The sequence below is a fragment of the Pelagibius sp. 7325 genome (assembly GCF_037652055.1).
Taxonomy (GTDB): Bacteria; Pseudomonadota; Alphaproteobacteria; order Kiloniellales; family Kiloniellaceae; genus Pelagibius.
In genome coordinates, this window is record NZ_JBBKAH010000005.1 from 143,335 (window position 1) to 160,474 (window position 17,140).

General features: G+C 68.8%; 20 protein-coding genes and 1 tRNA gene. 12 read left to right on the forward strand and 9 right to left on the reverse strand.

The genetic code is table 11. The annotated features are described in order from the left end of the window. Window positions 1-36 precede the first annotated feature (36 nt). Window positions 37-837 carry an SDR family oxidoreductase gene (locus tag WDC82_RS15685; RefSeq protein ID WP_340118294.1) on the reverse strand — a complete coding sequence of 267 codons (801 nt, stop codon included), beginning with the start codon at window positions 835-837 and terminating at the stop codon, window positions 37-39. Between the two features lie 224 nt (window positions 838-1,061). Between WDC82_RS15685 and WDC82_RS15690 the strand changes: the two genes are divergently transcribed. From WDC82_RS15690 to WDC82_RS15700, 3 genes are all read left to right on the forward strand, one after another. After that, window positions 1,062-1,148, forward strand: a tRNA-Leu gene (locus tag WDC82_RS15690). Window positions 1,149-1,264: 116 nt separating this feature from the next. After that, window positions 1,265-1,495, forward strand: a complete 231-nt coding sequence (locus WDC82_RS15695) for a hypothetical protein (protein WP_340118295.1) — start codon at window positions 1,265-1,267, stop codon at window positions 1,493-1,495. Window positions 1,496-1,600: 105 nt separating this feature from the next. Further along, window positions 1,601-2,473, forward strand: a complete 873-nt coding sequence (locus WDC82_RS15700; protein WP_340118296.1) for a class I SAM-dependent methyltransferase — start codon at window positions 1,601-1,603, stop codon at window positions 2,471-2,473. A 57-nt stretch (window positions 2,474-2,530) separates the two neighbouring features. On the opposite strand, the gene WDC82_RS15705 is transcribed toward WDC82_RS15700, so the two are convergent. The 4 genes from WDC82_RS15705 to WDC82_RS15720 are packed head-to-tail and all read right to left on the reverse strand — an operon-like array spanning window position 2,531 to window position 5,176. Beyond that, on the reverse strand, window positions 2,531-3,412 hold the full coding sequence (locus WDC82_RS15705; RefSeq protein ID WP_340118297.1) for a pirin family protein: 882 nt from the start codon (window positions 3,410-3,412) through the stop codon (window positions 2,531-2,533). A gap of 9 nt (window positions 3,413-3,421) precedes the next feature. Beyond that, window positions 3,422-3,754 carry a hypothetical protein gene (locus WDC82_RS15710; protein ID WP_340118298.1) on the reverse strand — a complete coding sequence of 111 codons (333 nt, stop codon included), beginning with the start codon at window positions 3,752-3,754 and terminating at the stop codon, window positions 3,422-3,424. A gap of 16 nt (window positions 3,755-3,770) precedes the next feature. Further along, window positions 3,771-4,577 carry a molybdopterin-binding protein gene (locus WDC82_RS15715; RefSeq protein WP_340118299.1) on the reverse strand — a complete coding sequence of 269 codons (807 nt, stop codon included), beginning with the start codon at window positions 4,575-4,577 and terminating at the stop codon, window positions 3,771-3,773. Window positions 4,578-4,594: 17 nt separating this feature from the next. Then, window positions 4,595-5,176: a hypothetical protein gene (locus tag WDC82_RS15720; RefSeq protein WP_340118300.1), complete on the reverse strand. Its 582-nt coding sequence runs from the start codon at window positions 5,174-5,176 to the stop codon at window positions 4,595-4,597. 234 nt (window positions 5,177-5,410) lie between these two features. Here WDC82_RS15720 and sfsA point away from each other — a divergent pair, with 234 nt between their 5' ends. Together sfsA and map are read left to right on the forward strand one after the other, a co-directional pair. Then, the gene (gene sfsA, locus WDC82_RS15725) at window positions 5,411-6,208 is read left to right on the forward strand and encodes a DNA/RNA nuclease SfsA (RefSeq protein ID WP_340118301.1); all 798 of its coding nucleotides are present in this window, start codon (window positions 5,411-5,413) and stop codon (window positions 6,206-6,208) included. Between the two features lie 88 nt (window positions 6,209-6,296). Continuing rightward, complete coding sequence (map, locus tag WDC82_RS15730; RefSeq protein WP_340118302.1) at window positions 6,297-7,121, forward strand: type I methionyl aminopeptidase; 825 nt, start codon at window positions 6,297-6,299, stop codon at window positions 7,119-7,121. 208 nt (window positions 7,122-7,329) lie between these two features. Here map and WDC82_RS15735 read toward each other — a convergent pair whose 3' ends face one another. Continuing rightward, entirely contained in the window at window positions 7,330-7,593 is a 264-nt protein-coding gene (locus WDC82_RS15735) for a hypothetical protein (protein ID WP_340118303.1), read from the reverse strand. Window positions 7,594-7,752: 159 nt separating this feature from the next. On the opposite strand from WDC82_RS15735, the gene radC reads away from it, so the two are divergent. Further along, entirely contained in the window at window positions 7,753-8,520 is a 768-nt protein-coding gene (gene radC, locus WDC82_RS15740) for a DNA repair protein RadC (protein WP_340118304.1), read from the forward strand. On the opposite strand, the gene WDC82_RS15745 is transcribed toward radC, so the two are convergent. Then, window positions 8,517-9,956, reverse strand: a complete 1,440-nt coding sequence (locus WDC82_RS15745) for an MFS transporter (protein ID WP_340118305.1) — start codon at window positions 9,954-9,956, stop codon at window positions 8,517-8,519. The two genes, radC and WDC82_RS15745, sit on opposite strands and share 4 nt — an antisense overlap. Window positions 9,957-10,116: 160 nt before the next feature. On the opposite strand from WDC82_RS15745, the gene WDC82_RS15750 reads away from it, so the two are divergent. Together WDC82_RS15750 and purB are read left to right on the forward strand one after the other, a co-directional pair. Next, complete coding sequence (locus tag WDC82_RS15750) at window positions 10,117-11,043, forward strand: LysR family transcriptional regulator (protein ID WP_340118306.1); 927 nt, start codon at window positions 10,117-10,119, stop codon at window positions 11,041-11,043. 135 nt (window positions 11,044-11,178) lie between these two features. Next, complete coding sequence (purB, locus tag WDC82_RS15755; RefSeq protein WP_340118307.1) at window positions 11,179-12,498, forward strand: adenylosuccinate lyase; 1,320 nt, start codon at window positions 11,179-11,181, stop codon at window positions 12,496-12,498. A 205-nt stretch (window positions 12,499-12,703) separates the two neighbouring features. Here purB and WDC82_RS15760 read toward each other — a convergent pair whose 3' ends face one another. Further along, the gene (locus WDC82_RS15760) at window positions 12,704-13,027 is read right to left on the reverse strand and encodes a DUF1476 domain-containing protein (protein WP_340118308.1); all 324 of its coding nucleotides are present in this window, start codon (window positions 13,025-13,027) and stop codon (window positions 12,704-12,706) included. A gap of 235 nt (window positions 13,028-13,262) precedes the next feature. On the opposite strand from WDC82_RS15760, the gene WDC82_RS15765 reads away from it, so the two are divergent. The 4 genes from WDC82_RS15765 (at window position 13,263) to WDC82_RS15780 (ending at window position 16,224) form a co-directional block, all read left to right on the forward strand. Then, window positions 13,263-14,057, forward strand: a complete 795-nt coding sequence (locus WDC82_RS15765; RefSeq protein WP_340118309.1) for an NRDE family protein — start codon at window positions 13,263-13,265, stop codon at window positions 14,055-14,057. A 226-nt stretch (window positions 14,058-14,283) separates the two neighbouring features. After that, a complete protein-coding gene (purC, locus tag WDC82_RS15770; protein ID WP_340118310.1) occupies window positions 14,284-15,045 on the forward strand; it encodes a phosphoribosylaminoimidazolesuccinocarboxamide synthase in 762 nt (253 codons plus the stop codon). 118 nt (window positions 15,046-15,163) lie between these two features. Continuing rightward, the gene (locus WDC82_RS15775) at window positions 15,164-15,724 is read left to right on the forward strand and encodes a lipid-binding SYLF domain-containing protein (RefSeq protein ID WP_340118311.1); all 561 of its coding nucleotides are present in this window, start codon (window positions 15,164-15,166) and stop codon (window positions 15,722-15,724) included. A 14-nt stretch (window positions 15,725-15,738) separates the two neighbouring features. Then, a complete protein-coding gene (locus WDC82_RS15780) occupies window positions 15,739-16,224 on the forward strand; it encodes a methyltransferase (protein WP_340118312.1) in 486 nt (161 codons plus the stop codon). A 1-nt stretch (window position 16,225) separates the two neighbouring features. On the opposite strand, the gene WDC82_RS15785 is transcribed toward WDC82_RS15780, so the two are convergent. Beyond that, entirely contained in the window at window positions 16,226-17,140 is a 915-nt protein-coding gene (locus WDC82_RS15785) for a DMT family transporter (RefSeq protein ID WP_340118313.1), read from the reverse strand.

Sequence of the window (17,140 nt, forward strand, 5' to 3'; positions counted from 1 at the left end):
GGTGTGTGCCTGTAGAGATGGTCGAAGTGTCAGGTACTAAGAAAACTTCGCCGTGATGCCGCCGTCGACCAGCAGCTCGGTGCCGGTGATGTACTTGGCCTCGTCGGAGGCGAGGAACAGCGCCGCGTAGGCGACGTCCCAGGCGTCGCCCATCTTGCCAGTCGGGCACTGGGCGTCGCGCAGGCGGATCATCTGCTCGATGTCGCCCTCGGCATAGGCATCCTTCAGCGGCTCGACGATCATCGGCGTGTTCAGCAGGCCCGGAACGATGGCGTTGGCGCGGATGCCCTTCTTCGCGTACTGCAGCGCCACCGAGCGGGTGAAGGGCAGCACCGCGCCCTTGCTGGTGGAATAGGAGATATAGGGCACGCCGGTGTCGCGGATCCCGGCGATCGAGGCGATGTTCACGATGGCGCCGCCCCCCTGGCGCTCCATCACCGGCAGCACGTGCTTGCAGGTCAGGAACATCGACTTGAGATTCACGTCGAGGACGCGGTCCCAGTTCGCCTCGTCGGTTTCCACCGGCCCGCCGACCTGCAGGATGCCGACGTTGTTGTCCAGCACGTCGATGCGGCCGTAGGTCTCAAGGCAGCGCGCCACCATGGCCTCGACCTCCGCCGCCTTGGAGACATCGGCGCGGCAGGATTCGGCCTCGCCGCCCTCGCCGCGGATGAGGTCGACCGTTTCCTCCGCCGCTTCGAGATTGATGTCGACGCAAAACAGCCGGGCGCCTTCGCGGGCGAAGAGCACGGCCGTGGCCTTGCCGTTGCCCCAGCCGGGCCCCGAGGAGCCGGCCCCGACCACCATCGCCACCTTGCCTGCGAGCCGTCCCGCCATGGATCGTTCTCCCTCGACCGTTGCCTCCCTTCATAGAAGAAGCGGCCCGGCGGGGCCAGCTTCGGGTGCCAGCTTCGGGTGCCGGCATTGGATGCGGCGGGCCGCGTCCCGGGGCGGATAGGGCAGCGCGCCCCTGGCCGCCCCCCCTGGCCGCCCTTGTCTCCGGCAGCCCCCTGGGGCACAAGGAAGGCCCTACCGCCCCGGCGGCCCTCCCGAAGGCCCCGGCCCGCTTGATGGAATTGGTAGACATACGGGACTTAAAATCCCGAGGCCGCAAGGCCGTGCCGGTTCGAGTCCGGCAGCGGGCACCAGGGGCGGCTGGCACCAGGGTGGAGGGCGCCTGCGGCGGAACCGGGGCGCGATTTGGGGGAACCGGCGCGCGATCTCTGCGTTGATGCCGCGGGAATACCTGAAAGAGGATAGAATCATGCGTAAATTCGCGGCAGCCGCGGTGCTGCTGGGCTCGATGTTCATGGTCAGCGGCTGCGCGGCCCTGGTGGGTGGCGCCGTGGGCGCCGGCGGTACCGCCACGGGCTATGAGGTCCATCTCGACAACGAGCGCGACCGCGTCGAAGAGGCCTACAAGGAAGGCCGCATGAGCCGGGAAGAGTACGACATCCGCGTCGACCAGATCCGGCGCGATTCCGCGGTCCAGTAGGCCGTCCAGTAGGCCGGCAGCAAGCGCGCCCCGCCTGCTTTTTCGGGAGGCGGGGCCGGCTCTGTCATCACCGCGACACGCCCGCCGTGCTATGCAGGGGGCATCATGTCCGCTACGCCGCCATCCGGTCCCGGTCAGCCCGCCGCTGACCGCCAACCTCCCGATCCGGCCTCGCTGTTCGCCGGGGCGGCGCCCTATTACCTGCGCTACCGGCCGCGCTATCCCGACGCGCTCTTCGCCGACCTGGTGGAGCGCTGCCATCTGAACCGCGGCAAGCGCGTGCTGGATCTCGGCTGCGGGCCCGGCTTTCTCGCCGTGCCCCTGGCCGCCCTGGGCGCGCAGGTCACCGCCGTCGATCCGCAGCCGGAGATGCTCGCCGCGGGCCGCAAGGCCGCGCAGGACCTGGCCTGCGCGGACAACATCCGCTGGCTCGAGACCACCAGCGAGGACCTCGCCGCGCAATGGCCGATGGAAGCGCCGGCATTCTGTTGCGCGACGTTGGGGCGCAGCTTCCACTGGATGCAGCGCGAGGCGGTGCTGGCGTTTCTCGACCGCGTGATCGATGCCACGGGCAGCGTCGTCATCATCGGCGAGGATCGTCCGAACGGCGTCGCCTGGCGTGAGGCGGCGCGTGCCTACGTCAGGGACTGGCACGGCGGCGCGAGCCCCGCCGATGCCCTCAACAGCAAGCGCCGCAGCGGGCGCAGCCACGAGGAGGTGCTGCGCCAATCGGCCTTCCACCGCATCGCCACCCTCGCCTATCCGGTCGCCCGGCACTGGTCGATCGACGATATCGTCGGCTATGTGTTCTCGACCTCCTCGGGCAATGCGGCGCTGCTCGGCGACGGCATCGGCGACTTCGAGGCGGGGTTGCGCGCCTGTCTCGCCGCGCTGCCCGGCGCGCCGCACTTCGCCGAAGAGACCGACGTGGTCGCCATCCTGGCGACCCGGCCGCCGGGTGGCGCGCTCGGCGTATAGCCATCCGTTCGGGGACTTGGGTCCGGGGACGAAAATGACGTGTCGGGCCGGGGCCGTTCACTCTTCGGGCAGCGGGATGAAGTCGCTGTCGCCCGGCACCGCGGGAAAGCGTCCGTCCTTCCAGTCCGCCTTGGCCTGCGCGATGCGCTCCGGCGAGGAGGAGACGAAGTTCCACCAGATGTGGCGGCTTCCCTCCAGCGGCGCGCCGCCCAGCAACATGAGGCGGCTCGCCGCCGTCGCCGCGAGGACGGCCGGGCCGGGCCGCAGCACCACCATGGTGGCCGGGCCATAGGTCTCGCCGCCGATCGAGAGTCCGCCCTCGACAATGTAAACCGCGCGCTCGGGATGCTCTTCGGGCAGCGCAAGCGCGGCGCCCGCCGGCAGCTCGGCGTGGATGTAGAAGAGGTCGGAGAACACCTCGACCGGCGCGGACTCGCCGTAGGCCCGACCGGCGACGAGGCGCAGCCAGGCGCCGTCGCGCTCGATCACCGGCAGCGTGTCCTCGCCATGATGGGTGAAGCTCGGCGTCCGCTCCTCTTCGTCGAGCGGCAGGGCAACCCAGGACTGCATACCGTGCAGGCGTTTGTCGCGCGCGCGCTCCACCTCGCCGCTGCGCTCCGAATGAACGATGCCGCGCCCGGCGGTCATCCAGTTTGCCGCGCCGGGCCGGATCGCCTGCAGGCTGCCCAGGCTGTCGCGGTGCAGGATCTCGCCCTTGAAGAGATAGGTCAGCGTGGAGAGCCCGATGTGCGGATGTGGGCGCACGTCGATGCCGTGGCCCGCCGCCATGTCGACCGGGCCGAACTCGTCGAGAAAGACGAAAGGACCGACCATGCGCCGCTTGGCGTAGGGCAGCACGCGGCGCACGGCGAAGTCGCCGATGTCGCGGGTCCGCGGCTGGATCACCAGGTCGACGGCGCCGTCAGGTTTTCCCGTCATCGCAGCACCTCACCGCGCGGTCTTCAGCCGCCGCACTTCGCGCAGCGCGACGACCACGGGGGCCACCCCCAGCGCGAGCAGCAGCCAGCCGGTCGCCGGCGCCCCGAGACGCTGCGCGATGAACTGGGTCGCATAGAACTCCTCGATCACCGGTCCGCCCCACTCGGCATAGGACAGCGCCGCCGCACCCCAGACAAACAGGCAGAAGCTGGCCGACAACAGGGCGCCGACCCGGATGACCGTGCGGGCGAGGTCGATGTTGCCCATCACCAGCACGTAGACCACCAGCGCCGTGGTGAACAGCAGCGGCAGCAGATCTGTCGGTGGCACCTCGTCATTCACGGCCTTGCGTCTCCTCTCATGCCGTCTCTGCAGGCGCAGGCGCCGGTCCGGTTTCCCATGCACTCTTGGCGCCGAGCGCGGCGATCAACGTATCGAGATCCGCCGCCGCCGCATCCAGCACCGCGTCCTCGGTCGCGCGCAGCACCAGCCGGGTGCCGAAAACGCCGTCGCGCGTGAAGGGATAGCTGCCGATCTCCACATCGGGGTAATGCGCCTGCAGGCCGGCAAGCCCCTCGGCCACGAAGCTTTCGCCCATCTCCACGACGAGAGTGCGCGAGCGCAGCGGCTGACCGCCGACCAGGCGGTGTTTCACACTGGCGAACATGGCCTGCATGATGTTGGGAATGCCGGCCATGACGAAGACGTTCTCGACCTGGAAGCCCGGCGCCCTGCTGACCGGGTTCTCGATCAGCACGGCGCCCTCGGGCGTGCGCGCCATGCGCAGCCGCGCCTCGGTCAGTTGGCCGGGCGGGTAGTGGGCTTCGAGGATGGCCCGCGCTTCGGGATTGATGATCAGCTGCCGACCGAAGGCCTTGGCCACGCAGTCCGCCGTGATGTCGTCATGGGTGGGGCCGATTCCGCCGGTGGTGAAGACATAATCGAAGCGGCGGCGCACCTCGCCCAGGGTGGCGACGACGGTCGCCTCGACGTCGGGGATCACCCGCACTTCCATCAGCCGGATGCCGAGTTCGTTGAGGCCCTGGCCGATGAAGGCGAGGTTCTTGTCCTGGGTGCGGCCCGAGAGGATCTCGTTGCCGATGATCAGGAGGCAGGCCGTCACCGGCGATTCCGGCTTCGCCCGCGGCTCCGCTGTTGCAGCCATGCCTTAAGGCCTCTCCCTCAGAACTCGAGGCGCGGCAAGACCGTGTCGGCCCGCGCGTAACCCTTCGACTCCATGCAGGACGACATTAAAGACGTCCGGCGATTGCGCAGATCGTACTCGTCGACCCGCTGGCGCAGGCCCGAATAGGGCGACTGGTTCGTCAGGGTATCGATGCCGGCGTTGCGGTCGTCGATGAACTGGGCATCGCGGCGCGTCTGCGCGGCGGCGTAGCGATAGCAGTCCTCGATGTCGGCCTGGTAGGTCTCGCTGTCCTTGTTGGTGGACGCCGTCCACTCGGTGCCGTCGGGCCCCTTGACCACGACCGGTTCGCCGCCGTTCGCCGGCGGCTGGCTGGTGCTCGACGGCGCCGGCAGCGGGGCGGCGGGCACCACCGGCAGGGCACCGCTGCCGCCAGCATTTTCACCGGCGGCATTTTCACCGGCGGCGGGCGGCGGCAGCGCCGTCCCGGAATCGAGCCCGCGCGCCGGGCCGCCGGACTGCGATGCGCAGGCGGCCACCAGCAGCAGGCCCGCGGCGAGCGCCATGCGCCTGAACACCGGAAACGCCAAGGCGGTATGGGCAGTGGAAAGCACGGACATGAGGCGAATCCTGGGCAGGCGGCTGTGGCAGGCGCCAACTACTGGCGGCGGGACGGCGATTGCCGAAAAGCGGTTAAGTCATTGTAGAGTGGCTTTCCCGACGTCAAGTTGCAAGCCTGGGTAGGGGTCCTCAATCGCTTCCCGCCAGTTGCTGCCAACACCGCAATGCCACCGGGCGTTCCCGCCCTCGTCGGCTTCAAGAAACATCTTCGCTTCGAGAGTTATGCCGCACCGATGCAGTTTCCAGATCCCCTGATCCGCGGGCGCCTGCTGCGCCGCTACAAGCGCTTTCTCGCCGACATCGTGCTCGAAGAGGGCCAAGAAGACGCGGGCCAGGAAGACGGGGGCCAGGAAGACGGGGGCCAGGAAGACGGGGGCCAGGAAGACGGGGGCCGCGAAGTCGTGGCGCACTGCGCCAATCCCGGCTCCATGCTGGGCCTTGCCGTTCCGGGCTCGCCGGTGTGGCTGTCGCCGGCGACGAATCCGGCGCGCAAGCTGAAGTACTCCTGGGAACTGGTGGAGGTGCCGGCGCCGCAGGGCAGCGCGCTGGTCGGTATCAACACCGGACGCGCCAACGCCCTGGTGGCCGAGGCGCTGGAGGCCGGGCGGGTGGCGGAACTGGCCGGCTATGCCGGGCTGCGCCGCGAGGTCCGCTACGGCACCAACAGCCGGGTCGACTTCCTGCTGGAAGCCGACGGCCGCCCGCCCTGCTATCTCGAGGTCAAGAGCGTCACCCTGAAGCGGGGCGGCGACACCGCGGAGTTTCCCGACGCGGTGACCGCCCGCGGCACCCGGCATCTGCTCGAACTGGCCGCCATGGCCCGCCAGGGCGCCCGCGCGGTGCTGTTCTTCCTGGTCCAGCGCGGCGACTGCCGCCGCGTGGCGGCGGCCGGCGACATCGACCCGGCCTACGCCGCGGCCCTGAAAAGCGCGCAAAGCCAGGGAGTTGAAGTGCTCTGCTATCAATGCAACCTGTCGCCGGAGGGCATCGTCCTGGACGCGCGCCTGCCGCTGGCGTCCCAGCCTGGGTGACGCGGCCCCCGCCAAGCCGTGCAAAAGCTGGATTTCCCGGCTAGAATGCTTAAATAGAATGCACGTTTTGCTCTAAGGGTCGAAGTCCATGAAGCAAGCTTATTCCGCCGAGCGCGTCAGCCCCTCCGAGGGCGGCTACGTCATCCACGACGAGGCCGCGTTCGAAGGCATGCGCCGTGCCGGCCGCCTGGCGGCGGAGACCCTGGACATGATCACCCCGGAAGTGCAGCCGGGGGTGACCACCGAGCACCTGAACACGCTCTGCCACGATTTCATCGAGGCTGCCGGCGCGATCCCCGCGCCGCTGAACTACCGCGGTTTCCCGAAATCGATCTGCACCTCGGTGAACCATGTCGTCTGCCACGGCATTCCCAGCGAGGACAAGCGCCTGGAGAGCGGCGACGTCATCAACATCGACGTCACCGTCATCGTCGACGGCTGGCACGGCGACACCAGCCGGATGTTCTTCGTCGGCGAACCCAAGATCAAGGCGCGCCGCCTGGTCGAGGTGACCTACGAATCCATGATGCGCGGCATCGAGGTGGTGAAGCCGGGCGCGACCCTGGGCGACATCGGCCACGCCATCCAGTCCTTCGCCGAGAGGCAGCGCTTCTCGGTGGTGACCGACTTCTGCGGCCATGGTCTCGGCCAGGTCTTCCACGACGCGCCCAGCGTGCTGCACTACGGCCGCCCCGGCACCGGCGTGAAGCTGCGCGAGGGCATGTTCTTCACCATCGAGCCGATGATCAACGCCGGCCGCCCGGAAGTGAAGATTCTTCAGGACGGCTGGACCGCCGTCACGCGGGACATGAAGCTCTCGGCCCAGTTCGAACACTCGATCGGCGTCACGGCCACCGGCTACGAGATCTTCACCCTCTCCCCCAAGGGCTGGCACCAGCCGCCTTACGACTGAGCCGTCACGCGGCGCTTTCGTCGCAACCACGCAGACTGTCTACCTGCGGAGGTCCGGCGAACAGGCGGCCAACCACAGTCGCCGCCAAACGTCACGTCGGCGGTCGCGGGGATGCCTCAGGGGGTGGTGTTGGTGGTGCGGCCTGCCTTCTGCAGTGCCGGACCCCGTGAATCTTGGCGGCGCGGCTGGACGTCCGCCGGACGGCGGCTCAGCCGACCTGCAGGCCGCGCACCGCGTGCTCCGCGGCGATCTCGGGACGCAGGCCCTTCTGATGTGCCGCGCGCCAGTTGTAGCTGGTTGCCGAAAGATCGAAACCGAGGATCGCCAGCTCGCACTCGGCCCAGCTCATCCAGTCCTCGAAAAGATCGACCGGCGCGACGGACACCGGCCGCGGACGCACCGGAAAGGCGATCACGTTGCTGCCGTGCGTGACGGCATCCGTGGCGGCATCGGGTGTAGGAACATCGGACATCTGCATTTCCCTCGAAGACGCATCAGAGGACAAATCAACAGAATCGACCTGCTTGGACCGACCTTCGTCGGCATCAATTATTGCGCCTGCCATAGTTAACAAATCACTAGTTCGGCGGGTTCCCCGATCGCGCGTCCGATCGTGCGCTCAATCTCACGGTTGAATATCCGCGCGGCGCGTTCTCTAATTGCGCCGGCGAGCGGGAAACGGGGGAGCGGTCCGCTGGACGGCGACGGCAGGGAAAACAGTTCAGACAAGCCGCACTACCACGGCCACCGCGAGCGCCTGCGCCAGCGGCTGCTGGAGCGTGGCGGCGCGAGTCTCGCCGACTACGAGGTCCTGGAGTTCCTGCTGTTCGGCGCCAGGCCGCGCGGCGACACCAAGCCGCTGGCCAAGGCGCTCATCGAGCGCTTCGGGACCCTCGCCCGCGTGCTCACCGCCCCGCCCGAAGCCCTCGCCAAGGTGGCGGGCATGGGCGATGCCTCCATCGCCGTGCTGAAGGTCATCCCCGAGGCGGCCGCGCGGCTCGCCCGCGAGGAAGCCATGGCCGGCGACGTGATCTCGTCCTGGGACAAGCTGCTGGCCTATTGCCGCCTCACCATGGCGCACCAGCCGGTCGAGCAGTTCCGTCTGCTGTTCCTCGACAAGCGCAACCGTCTGATCGCCGACGAAGTGCAGCAGCAGGGCACCATCGACCACACCCCGGTCTACACCCGCGAGGTGATGAAGCGCGCTCTGGAACTGGGCGCCGCCGCCCTCATCCTTGTCCACAACCACCCCAGCGGCGAGGCCGAGCCCTCGGCCGCCGACATCGCCATGACCGAGGAGCTGGCCGGCGCCGCCACCAAGCTGGGCATCGTCATCCACGACCACCTGGTAATCGGCCGCGCCGGCCACGCGAGCTTCCGGAGTTTGGGGCTGCTTTAGTCGGCGACGGCCGCCGGTCTCCGCACGGCACGGCGCAGCGGCGCGGCCAGGGCGGTGGCGAGCGCGGCAGCGATCAGCCCCGCCGCGACGGCAAAGGCGATCCGCAGGCCGAAGGCGACGGCATCGGGCGACGCCGCGGTGATGTCGCTTTCCCCCACGGCGGCCGCGAAGACGGCCCCCATGACGGAGGCGCCGGTGACGAATCCCAGATTGCGCGCCAGGTTCAGCAGGCCGGAGAGGACACCGCGCCGATCCTGCGCGACGTCGGCCATGACGGCAGTGTTGTTCGCCGCGAGGAACAGCTGGTATCCGGGTGCGAGCACCGCGAGGGCGGTGATGTAGCCCGCCAGACCGAACAGGCCCGGCAGCGCCGCCAGGGCGACGGTCCCGGCGAGCATTAGCGCCAGCCCCGCGACGACCATGGCCCGCGCGCCCAGGTGGTCGACGATGCGGCCGGCGGGAACGCCGCTCAACGCGGAAACCACCGGCCCCACCGAGAGAACGGCGCCGACGTGCACGGCATCGAGCCCCAGCGCGCGCGACAGGTAGAACGGGCCGACCACCAGCGTTACCGCCATCACGGTTGCGACCAGCGCATTCATGACCAGGCTGGCGCTCAGCGCCGCGTCGCGGAACATCGCCGGCCGCAGCAGCGGGGAGGCGACCCGCGTCTCCACCAGCACGAGAACGACGGCGGCCGCCGCGGCCGCCGCCAGCAGCGCCGCGTTCAAGCCGCCGAAGTCGCCGCGCCCGACCGTCATGGACAGCGCGTAGCCCGCTAGGGTGAGGCCGAGAAGCAGCGTGCCCCAGGCATCGAAACCGGCACTGTCGCCCGGCGGCACCCGGCGCCCTGCGGGCAGGCTGCGCCAGATCAGCAGGAAGCCGACCAGTCCCAGCGGCACCATGACGTAGAAGATCGCCCGCCAGCCGGGGCCGGCGAGAAGCAGTCCGCCCAGTGACGGACCGAGGGCGGTGCCGACGGCGGACATGGTGCCGAGCAGGCCCATGGCGCTGCCTGTCTTGTCCTTGGCGATGGTCTCGCGCACCAGCGCCAGCGTGAGCGCCATGAGGATGGCCGCGCCGAGGCCCTGCAGCGCCCGCGCCGCGATCAGCATCGGCAGCGTCGCCGCCGCGCCGCATAGGGCCGAGGCCGAGGTGAAGATCGCGATGCCGGCCAGCAGCACCCTTCGGTGCCCCAACTGGTCGCCGAGGCGCCCGGCGCTGACGATCAGCGTGGTCACCGCCAGCAGATAGGCGAGCACCACCCACTGCACGGCCTGAAACGACGCGCCGAAAGCCTGGACCAGCGTCGGCAGCGCGACGTTGGCGATGCTGATGCCCAGCGAAGCTAGCAGCATCGTCATTGCCAGGCCGGCGAGCGCCCAGCGAACCGAGGGAGCGGCCCGCTCTTCCATTGTTGCGTTCTGTTCGGTCATGATTTGCCTCGCCTCGCTTGCGCCTTGTCAGGGCCCCCGGGAAACGGGGAGCCGCCCGACAGTTAGGCCCTTGCGACACATGGCGGAAGACGCATCAATTGCACTTAATTCGTGCGTTTGGCGCCATGTCATTTCCGACGGCCCATGGTATGCTGAGCTGATGGCGCTCCCCGATCTGAACCTGCTTGTCACCCTCGACGTACTGCTGAGCGAAGGCAGCGTGGCCGGCGCCGCCAGGCGGCTGCGGCTGAGCCCCTCGGCGATGAGCCGCGCCCTGGCCCGCCTGCGCGAGACGACCGGCGATCCTCTGCTGGTGCGCGCGGGACGCGGCCTCGTCCCGACACCCCGGGCGCTGGAGTTGCGCGCGCGCGTCGGCCCGCTGGTGCAGGACGCCGAAGCCATCTTGCGCCCCGCCGAGACATTGGATCTGACGCGGCTTGAGCGGACCTTCACGCTGAGAAACCGTGAGGGCTTCGTCGAGACCTTCGGCCCGGCCCTAATCGCCCGTGTCGCCGCGGAAGCACCAGGCGTCCGGCTGCGCTTCGTGCCGAAGCCGAACAAGGACAGCACGCCCCTGCGCGACGGCAGCATCGATCTGGAAACCGGCGTCATCGGCAAGGACATGGGGCCGGAGGTGCGCGCGCAGGCACTGTTCCGCGACCGCTTCGTCGGCGTCGCGCGCAAAGGGCACCCGCTCTGCAAAGGCAGGATCACCCCGGCCCGCTTTGCCGCCGCCCGCCACGTCCTGGTCGCACGCCGGGACATCGGCACCGACCGCATCGACGAGGCCCTCGGCCCCCTGGGGCTGGAGCGGCAGATCATGACGGTCGTCGGCAGCTTCTCGGAAGCCCTGGCCCTGGCACACGCCACGGACCTGGTCGCCTGCGTTCCCGAACGCTACACGGGGAATCTGCGCGACGGGCTGGCGAGCTTTCGCCTCCCGGTCCCTGTGCCGGAGATCACCGTCTCGCTACTGTGGCACCCGCGCCTGGATGCGGATCTGGCCCACCGCTGGCTGCGCGGCTGCGTCTGGGAGGTCTGCGGCGACCGGTCCGGCCGGCGGCGCAGCAAGTCCCCGACCGCCTGAAAGCCGCACATTCCGGCGCGTTCTGTGGGATTGCGAGGGGTCGGACGGCGTTGCCGCCGGCGCGCCCCGCCGCTATAAAGAGGCCCTTCCCCATATTTCTTCCGGGCCCCCTCCAGCAGCAGGACATCTTCCCTCATGATTCCGCGTTACAGCCGCCCCGAAATGACCGCCATCTGGGAGCCGGAGAACAAATTCCGCATCTGGTTCGAGATCGAGGCGCATGCCTGCGACGCCCAGGCCGAGCTGGGGGTCATTCCCAAGGAGGCCGCCAAGGCGGTGTGGGAGCGCGGCGCCTTCGAGGTCGACCGCATCGACGAGATCGAGCGCGTGACGCACCACGACGTCATCGCCTTCCTGACCAACCTGGCCGAGCACGTCGGCGACGAAGCCCGCTTCGTCCACCAGGGCATGACCTCCTCCGACGTGCTGGACACCTGCCTCGCCGTGCAGCTGACCCAGGCCACCGACATCCTGCTGGCCGACATGGACCGCGTGCTGGCCGCCCTGAAGGCGCGCGCCTTCGAGCACAAGAACACCGTGTGTCTCGGCCGCAGCCACGGCATCCATGCCGAGCCCACCACCTTCGGCGTGAAGCTGGCCGGCCACTACGCCGCCTTCGCCCGCGGCCGCAAGCGGCTTGAAGTCGCGCGCGAGGAGATCGCCACCTGCGCCATCTCCGGCGCCGTCGGCACCTTCGCCAACATCGACCCCTACGTGGAAGAGTACGTCGCCAAAAAGCTGGGCTTGCAGGCCGAGCCGGTGTCCACCCAGGTCATTCCGCGCGACCGCCACGCGGCCTTCTTCGCCGCGCTGGGCGTGATTTCGTCGTCGGTCGAGAACCTCGCCATCGAGATCCGCCACCTGCAGCGCACCGAAGTGCGCGAGGCGGAGGAATACTTCGCGCCGGGGCAGAAAGGCTCCTCGGCCATGCCGCACAAGCGCAACCCGGTGCTGACCGAGAACCTCACCGGCCTCGCCCGCCTGGTGCGCGCCGCCGTCGTGCCCGCCCTGGAAAACGTGGCGCTGTGGCACGAGCGCGACATCTCGCACTCCTCTGTCGAGCGCATGATCGGCCCGGACACCACCGTCACCCTGGACTTTGCCCTCAACCGCCTGGCCGGCGTCGTCGAGAAGCTGCTGGTCTACCCGGAGACCATGCAGAAGAACCTCGACCAGCTGGGCGGCCTGGTGCATTCCCAGCGCGTGCTGCTGGCGCTGACGCAAGCCGGCATCAGCCGCGAGGACTCCTACCGCCTGGTGCAGCGCAACGCCATGAAGGTGTGGGGCGGCGAAGGCGACTTCCTGGCGCTGCTGAAGAGCGACCCGGAGATCGCCGGCAAGATCGACGAGGCCAAGCTCGCCGCCTGCTTCGACGCCAGCTACCACACCAAGCACGTCGACACGATCTTCGCCCGGGTGTTCGGGAAGGATGCCCAAGCGAAAGCCGCGGAGTAAGAAACACCGGTGTCGTCCCGGGGCTTGGCCCCGGGACCCATTGGCCGACGGGCGAGGCAAGCTGCAAGGGCAACGGATGCCGGCAGCAAGTGCCGGAATGACATCAATGATGTGGCAATAGCGTGCGAGTCGGGCTCGGCCTAGACGCAACAAAAAAGGGCCGCCCCTCGGGGCGGCCCTTTCCGCGTCGGCTTGGTGCCGCGCCCTACTCGCTCATGATCTGATGCTTGGCCTCGGTCATCAGTTCTTCCAGGCGGTGGCGCAGACGGTGCTCCGAGAAGTCGACACCCTTGGCCTGGATATCGGCCATGACCTTGCGCACCACATCGTCGACACCGGGCTCGTCGAGATCGCTGGCGACAACGTCCTTGGCATAAGCTTCCACGGCGTCGCCCTCGAGACCGAGCAGTTCCGTCGCGACCCAGCGGCCCAGCAGCTTGTTGCGCCGAACCTCGGTGCGGAACTGCAGGTCCTGGTCGTGCTTGTACTTGTCCTCGAAAGCCTTTTCGCGCTCGTTGAATGTCGACATCGGTCGATAGGTCTCCTGGAGTGGCGTCCCGCCCTCCGGTTGTGCCCCGTGAGGGCGAAGGGGTTGGCCGACCCTTCACATGGCGGTTATGCTCTGCTGCATCGTCTGGCAGCGGCGGTTCATCAGGAGGCTTTATAGCGCCCTTCGCGGCTGCGTTAAACTACTTCAAGTCGCTGCCGCGGCGCTTTGGCCCGGATTTCGCCACCCTCACCGATAGAAAGCCGCCGCGTCCCCCATGTGTACCCTGGTAATTCTGCGCCGTCCGGAGCATCCCTGGCCGGTGATCCTGGCCGCCAATCGTGACGAGATGGTCGACCGGCCCTGGGCCGCGCCGGGCCGCCACTGGCCCGACCGGCCGGAGGTGGTCGCCGGCCTCGATCGCACGGCCGGGGGCTCCTGGCTGGGCCTCAACGACCACGGCGTGGTGGCCGCCATCCTCAACCGCCGCGGCTCCCTCGGCCCGGCCGCCGGCAAGCGCAGCCGCGGCGAACTGGTGCTGGAGGCCCTCGACCACGCCGACGCGCTGGCCGCCGCCGAGGCCCTGGCGGAGCTGAACCCCCAGGCGTACCGCAGCTTCAACATGGTGGTCGCCGACAACCGCGATGCCTACTGGCTGCGCAACCGCGGCACGCCGGACGCCCGGGTGATCGAGCTGGAGCCCGTGCCCGATGGCCTTTCGATGCTGACCGCCTACGACCTCAACGATCCCGCCAGCCCGCGCGTCGCCCGCCACCTTGCCGACTTCGAAGCTGCCGTGCCGCCCGAGCCCTGGGGGACCGGCAACCAGGACGGAGACTGGGCCGCGTGGCAGGCCATCCTGGCGCGCAGCGAGCCCGGCGGCGAGGCGGCGATGACCGTCGAGCGCGGCGGCTTCCAGACCGTCTGCTCCTCGCTGCTCGCGCTGCCGGCGGCGGGACTGGCGGGGCCCGGCGGGACGCCCTGGCGGCCGGTCTGGCTGTTCGCGCCCGGGCGCCCGGACCGCACCCCCTACGCCCCGCTGGAGGCCCTGGCAGCGCCGCCGAACGGCTGATAAAATTTGTTCTATTACAATAGCTTGGCTGATGGTATCCGGCGCCGGTGGGCGTCATTGTTTTGCCTGGGTTCTCCTGCTATATGACGAGGCTCCCCCTGAGGCGTGCCGCAAGACGGCTGGGGGCAAGGGGCGCAGGGGCGCATGCCACCCTGCGTAATGGGACCAAATCCCCAACACGGGTGCAGGCCGCCGTCCTGGCGGCACCCAACTTCAGGTGCAAGAGATGCGACGCAGACAGATCTACGAAGGCAAGGCCAAGGTGCTCTTCGAAGGACCGGAGCCGGGAACGCTCGTCCAGTACTTCAAGGACGACGCCACCGCCTTCAACGCCCAGAAAAAGGGCGTGATCACCGGCAAGGGCGTGCTGAACAACCGCATCTCCGAGTATCTGATGACGCGGCTGGAGAGCATCGGCGTGCCGACCCACTTCGTGCGCCGTCTCAATATGCGCGAGCAGCTGATTCGCGAGGTGGAGATCATCCCGCTCGAGGTGGTGGTGCGCAACATCGCCGCCGGCTCGCTGTCCAAGCGTCTCGGGATCGAGGAAGGCGCGCCGCTGCCGCGCTCGATCGTCGAGTACTATTACAAGAACGACGAACTGGGCGACCCGATGGTCTCCGAGGAGCACATCACCTCCTTCGGCTGGGCCAACACGCAGGACATCGACGAGATGCTGCAGTACGCCCTGCGCGTGAACGACTTCCTCACCGGCCTGTTCCTCGGCGTCGGCCTGAAGCTGGTCGACTTCAAGCTGGAGTTCGGCCGCCTGTGGGATGACGAGGAGATGCGCATCGTGCTGGCCGACGAGATCAGCCCGGACTCCTGCCGCCTGTGGGACGTGACCACCAACGAGAAGCTGGACAAGGATCGCTTTCGCCGCGACCTGGGCGGCGTCGAAGAGGCCTATCAGGAGGTCGCTCGCCGCCTCGGCGTGCTGCCGGAAGCCGGCCCGGTAGACCTCCAGGGACCGCGCCTCATTCAGTAGGCCGACCGCCAGCAGGGACGTCCGCGGCCGGACGTTCCGCAGCGTTCTTCGTGCCTGTTCTGCCCGCGCAGGATCGCGGTAGAATGGGGACAATCAATAAAGTCGACAGGAGACAGCGATGCGCGTTCGGTTCCCGGTGGTTCTTGCTCTGTTGGCGGCGCTCACCGCCGGCTTCACTTTCCAGGCCTCGACGGCGCGCGCGGAGAAGGCGGCGACCATCGAGCAGAACTCGCGTGATGCGCTGGCGCTGCTGAAGCAGAATTCTCCGGCGGCCGACAAACTGGCGCCCGAGGCCGCCGCCATCCTGGTGTTCCCGAAGATCGTCAAGGGCGGACTCATCATCGGCGGCCAGTACGGCGAGGGCGCCCTGTTCAAGAACGACGCGGTGGCACAGTATTACAGCACCGCCGCCGCCTCCTTCGGCCTGCAGGCCGGCCTGCAGACCTTCGGCTACGCCATCTTCTTCATGAACGAGACGGCGCTGGGCTACCTCGACAACAGCGACGGCTGGGAAATCGGCACCGCCCCGAACGTGGTGGTGGTCGATGAAGGCGCCGGCGCCTCGCTGACCACGACCTCGGCCAAGGACAACATCCTGGTGTTCTTCTTCGACCAGAAGGGCCTGATGGCCGGCCTCACCATCGAGGGCACGAAGATCACCAGGATCAATCCGGACTGAGAGCCTTCCGGCCGATGCCGGCCCCCAAGCACAGCGACGACACGGCGGGTGTGATCACACACCCGCCGTTGATCTATCTGGCCGGGCTGCTGCTGGGCTGGGGCGCCGACCGCCTCTTCACCCTGCCGCCACTGCCAGGCCTCGCCGGCGGCGCCGGTGTCTCCCTGGCGGCGTTGCTGGGCACCGCCGGCCTACTGCTGGCGCTCGCCGCCGCCGGCCTTTTCGTCCGCGCCGGCACCAGCATACCGCCGCACCGCCCCGCCAGCGCGCTGGTTACCGGCGGGCTCTACCGCTTCAGCCGCAATCCGATCTACGTCGGCGTCACGCTGGTCTACCTCGCTGTCACCGCGTTCTTCGCCAGCCTCGGCGCGCTGGTGCTGCTGCCGGCGGTGCTGCTGGTGATGGAGTTCGGCGTCATCCGTCGCGAGGAGCGCTACCTGGAGCGCCGCTTCGGCAGCGCCTACCGCGACTACAAGGCGCGCGTGCGCCGCTGGTTCTAGATCAGATCGGCGGCTCGCTGGGAGTCTCGGCGGCGCGCACCGGCGACGGGCCGGCGAAGGCGATGAGCAGGCCGGCGACCACAGCGGCGAGCCCCGCCAGCGTCAACGGCGACAGCGTCTCGTCCAGCAGCAGGACGCCCAGCAGCGCTGCGGTGATCGGGCTGAGCGACAGGAACACGGTCACCTGAGTCGCCGGCATGCGGCCCAGCGCCCACAGCCAGCAGAAGAACGCGGTGCCGCTGGAAATGCCGATGAAGACGATGACGCCCCAGGTGCGCGCCGACAGCCGCAGCACCGTTGCGCCGACGCCTTCCGGCACGGCGAGGAAGGCGAGCACGACCACCGAGGCCAGCATGGCAAGCGTGCTGACCGGCAGGGTCGGATACTTCTGCAGATAAGGGCGATAGAGCACCGAACAGGCGGCGCCGGTCAGCACCGCGCCGAGGATGGCGGCAATGCCCAGCCATTCTCCGCCCGCGGCCTGCGCCACAGTCAGCTTGTCGAGCAAGGCAAGGCCGACACCGGCGAAGCAGACCGCCACCCCCAGCGTCTTACTGAGCGACAGCTTCTCGTGGCCGAGGGCGGCGGCCAGCAGCATGGTCATGATCGGAAAAGTCGCGAACATCAGCGCCGCGCGCGCCGAGGACACGTAGAGCAGGCCAAAGTTCAGCAGCACGATGATGACGCCGAACTGGCCGATGCCGAGCGCGGCGACGGCGGCAAGGTCGCGGACGGTGAAGCGCACCCGCGGCGCGGCGAAGAAGAACGGCAGCAGGCAGCACACGCCGATGGCATAGCGCAGCAAGGCCAGCGAAACCGGCCCGACGTCCTCAACCACGGCACGAGATGCCACAGTCGCGGCTCCGACCTGCACCCCCACCGTCGCGGCCGCCAGAATCGCGGGCCAGGACCGCAT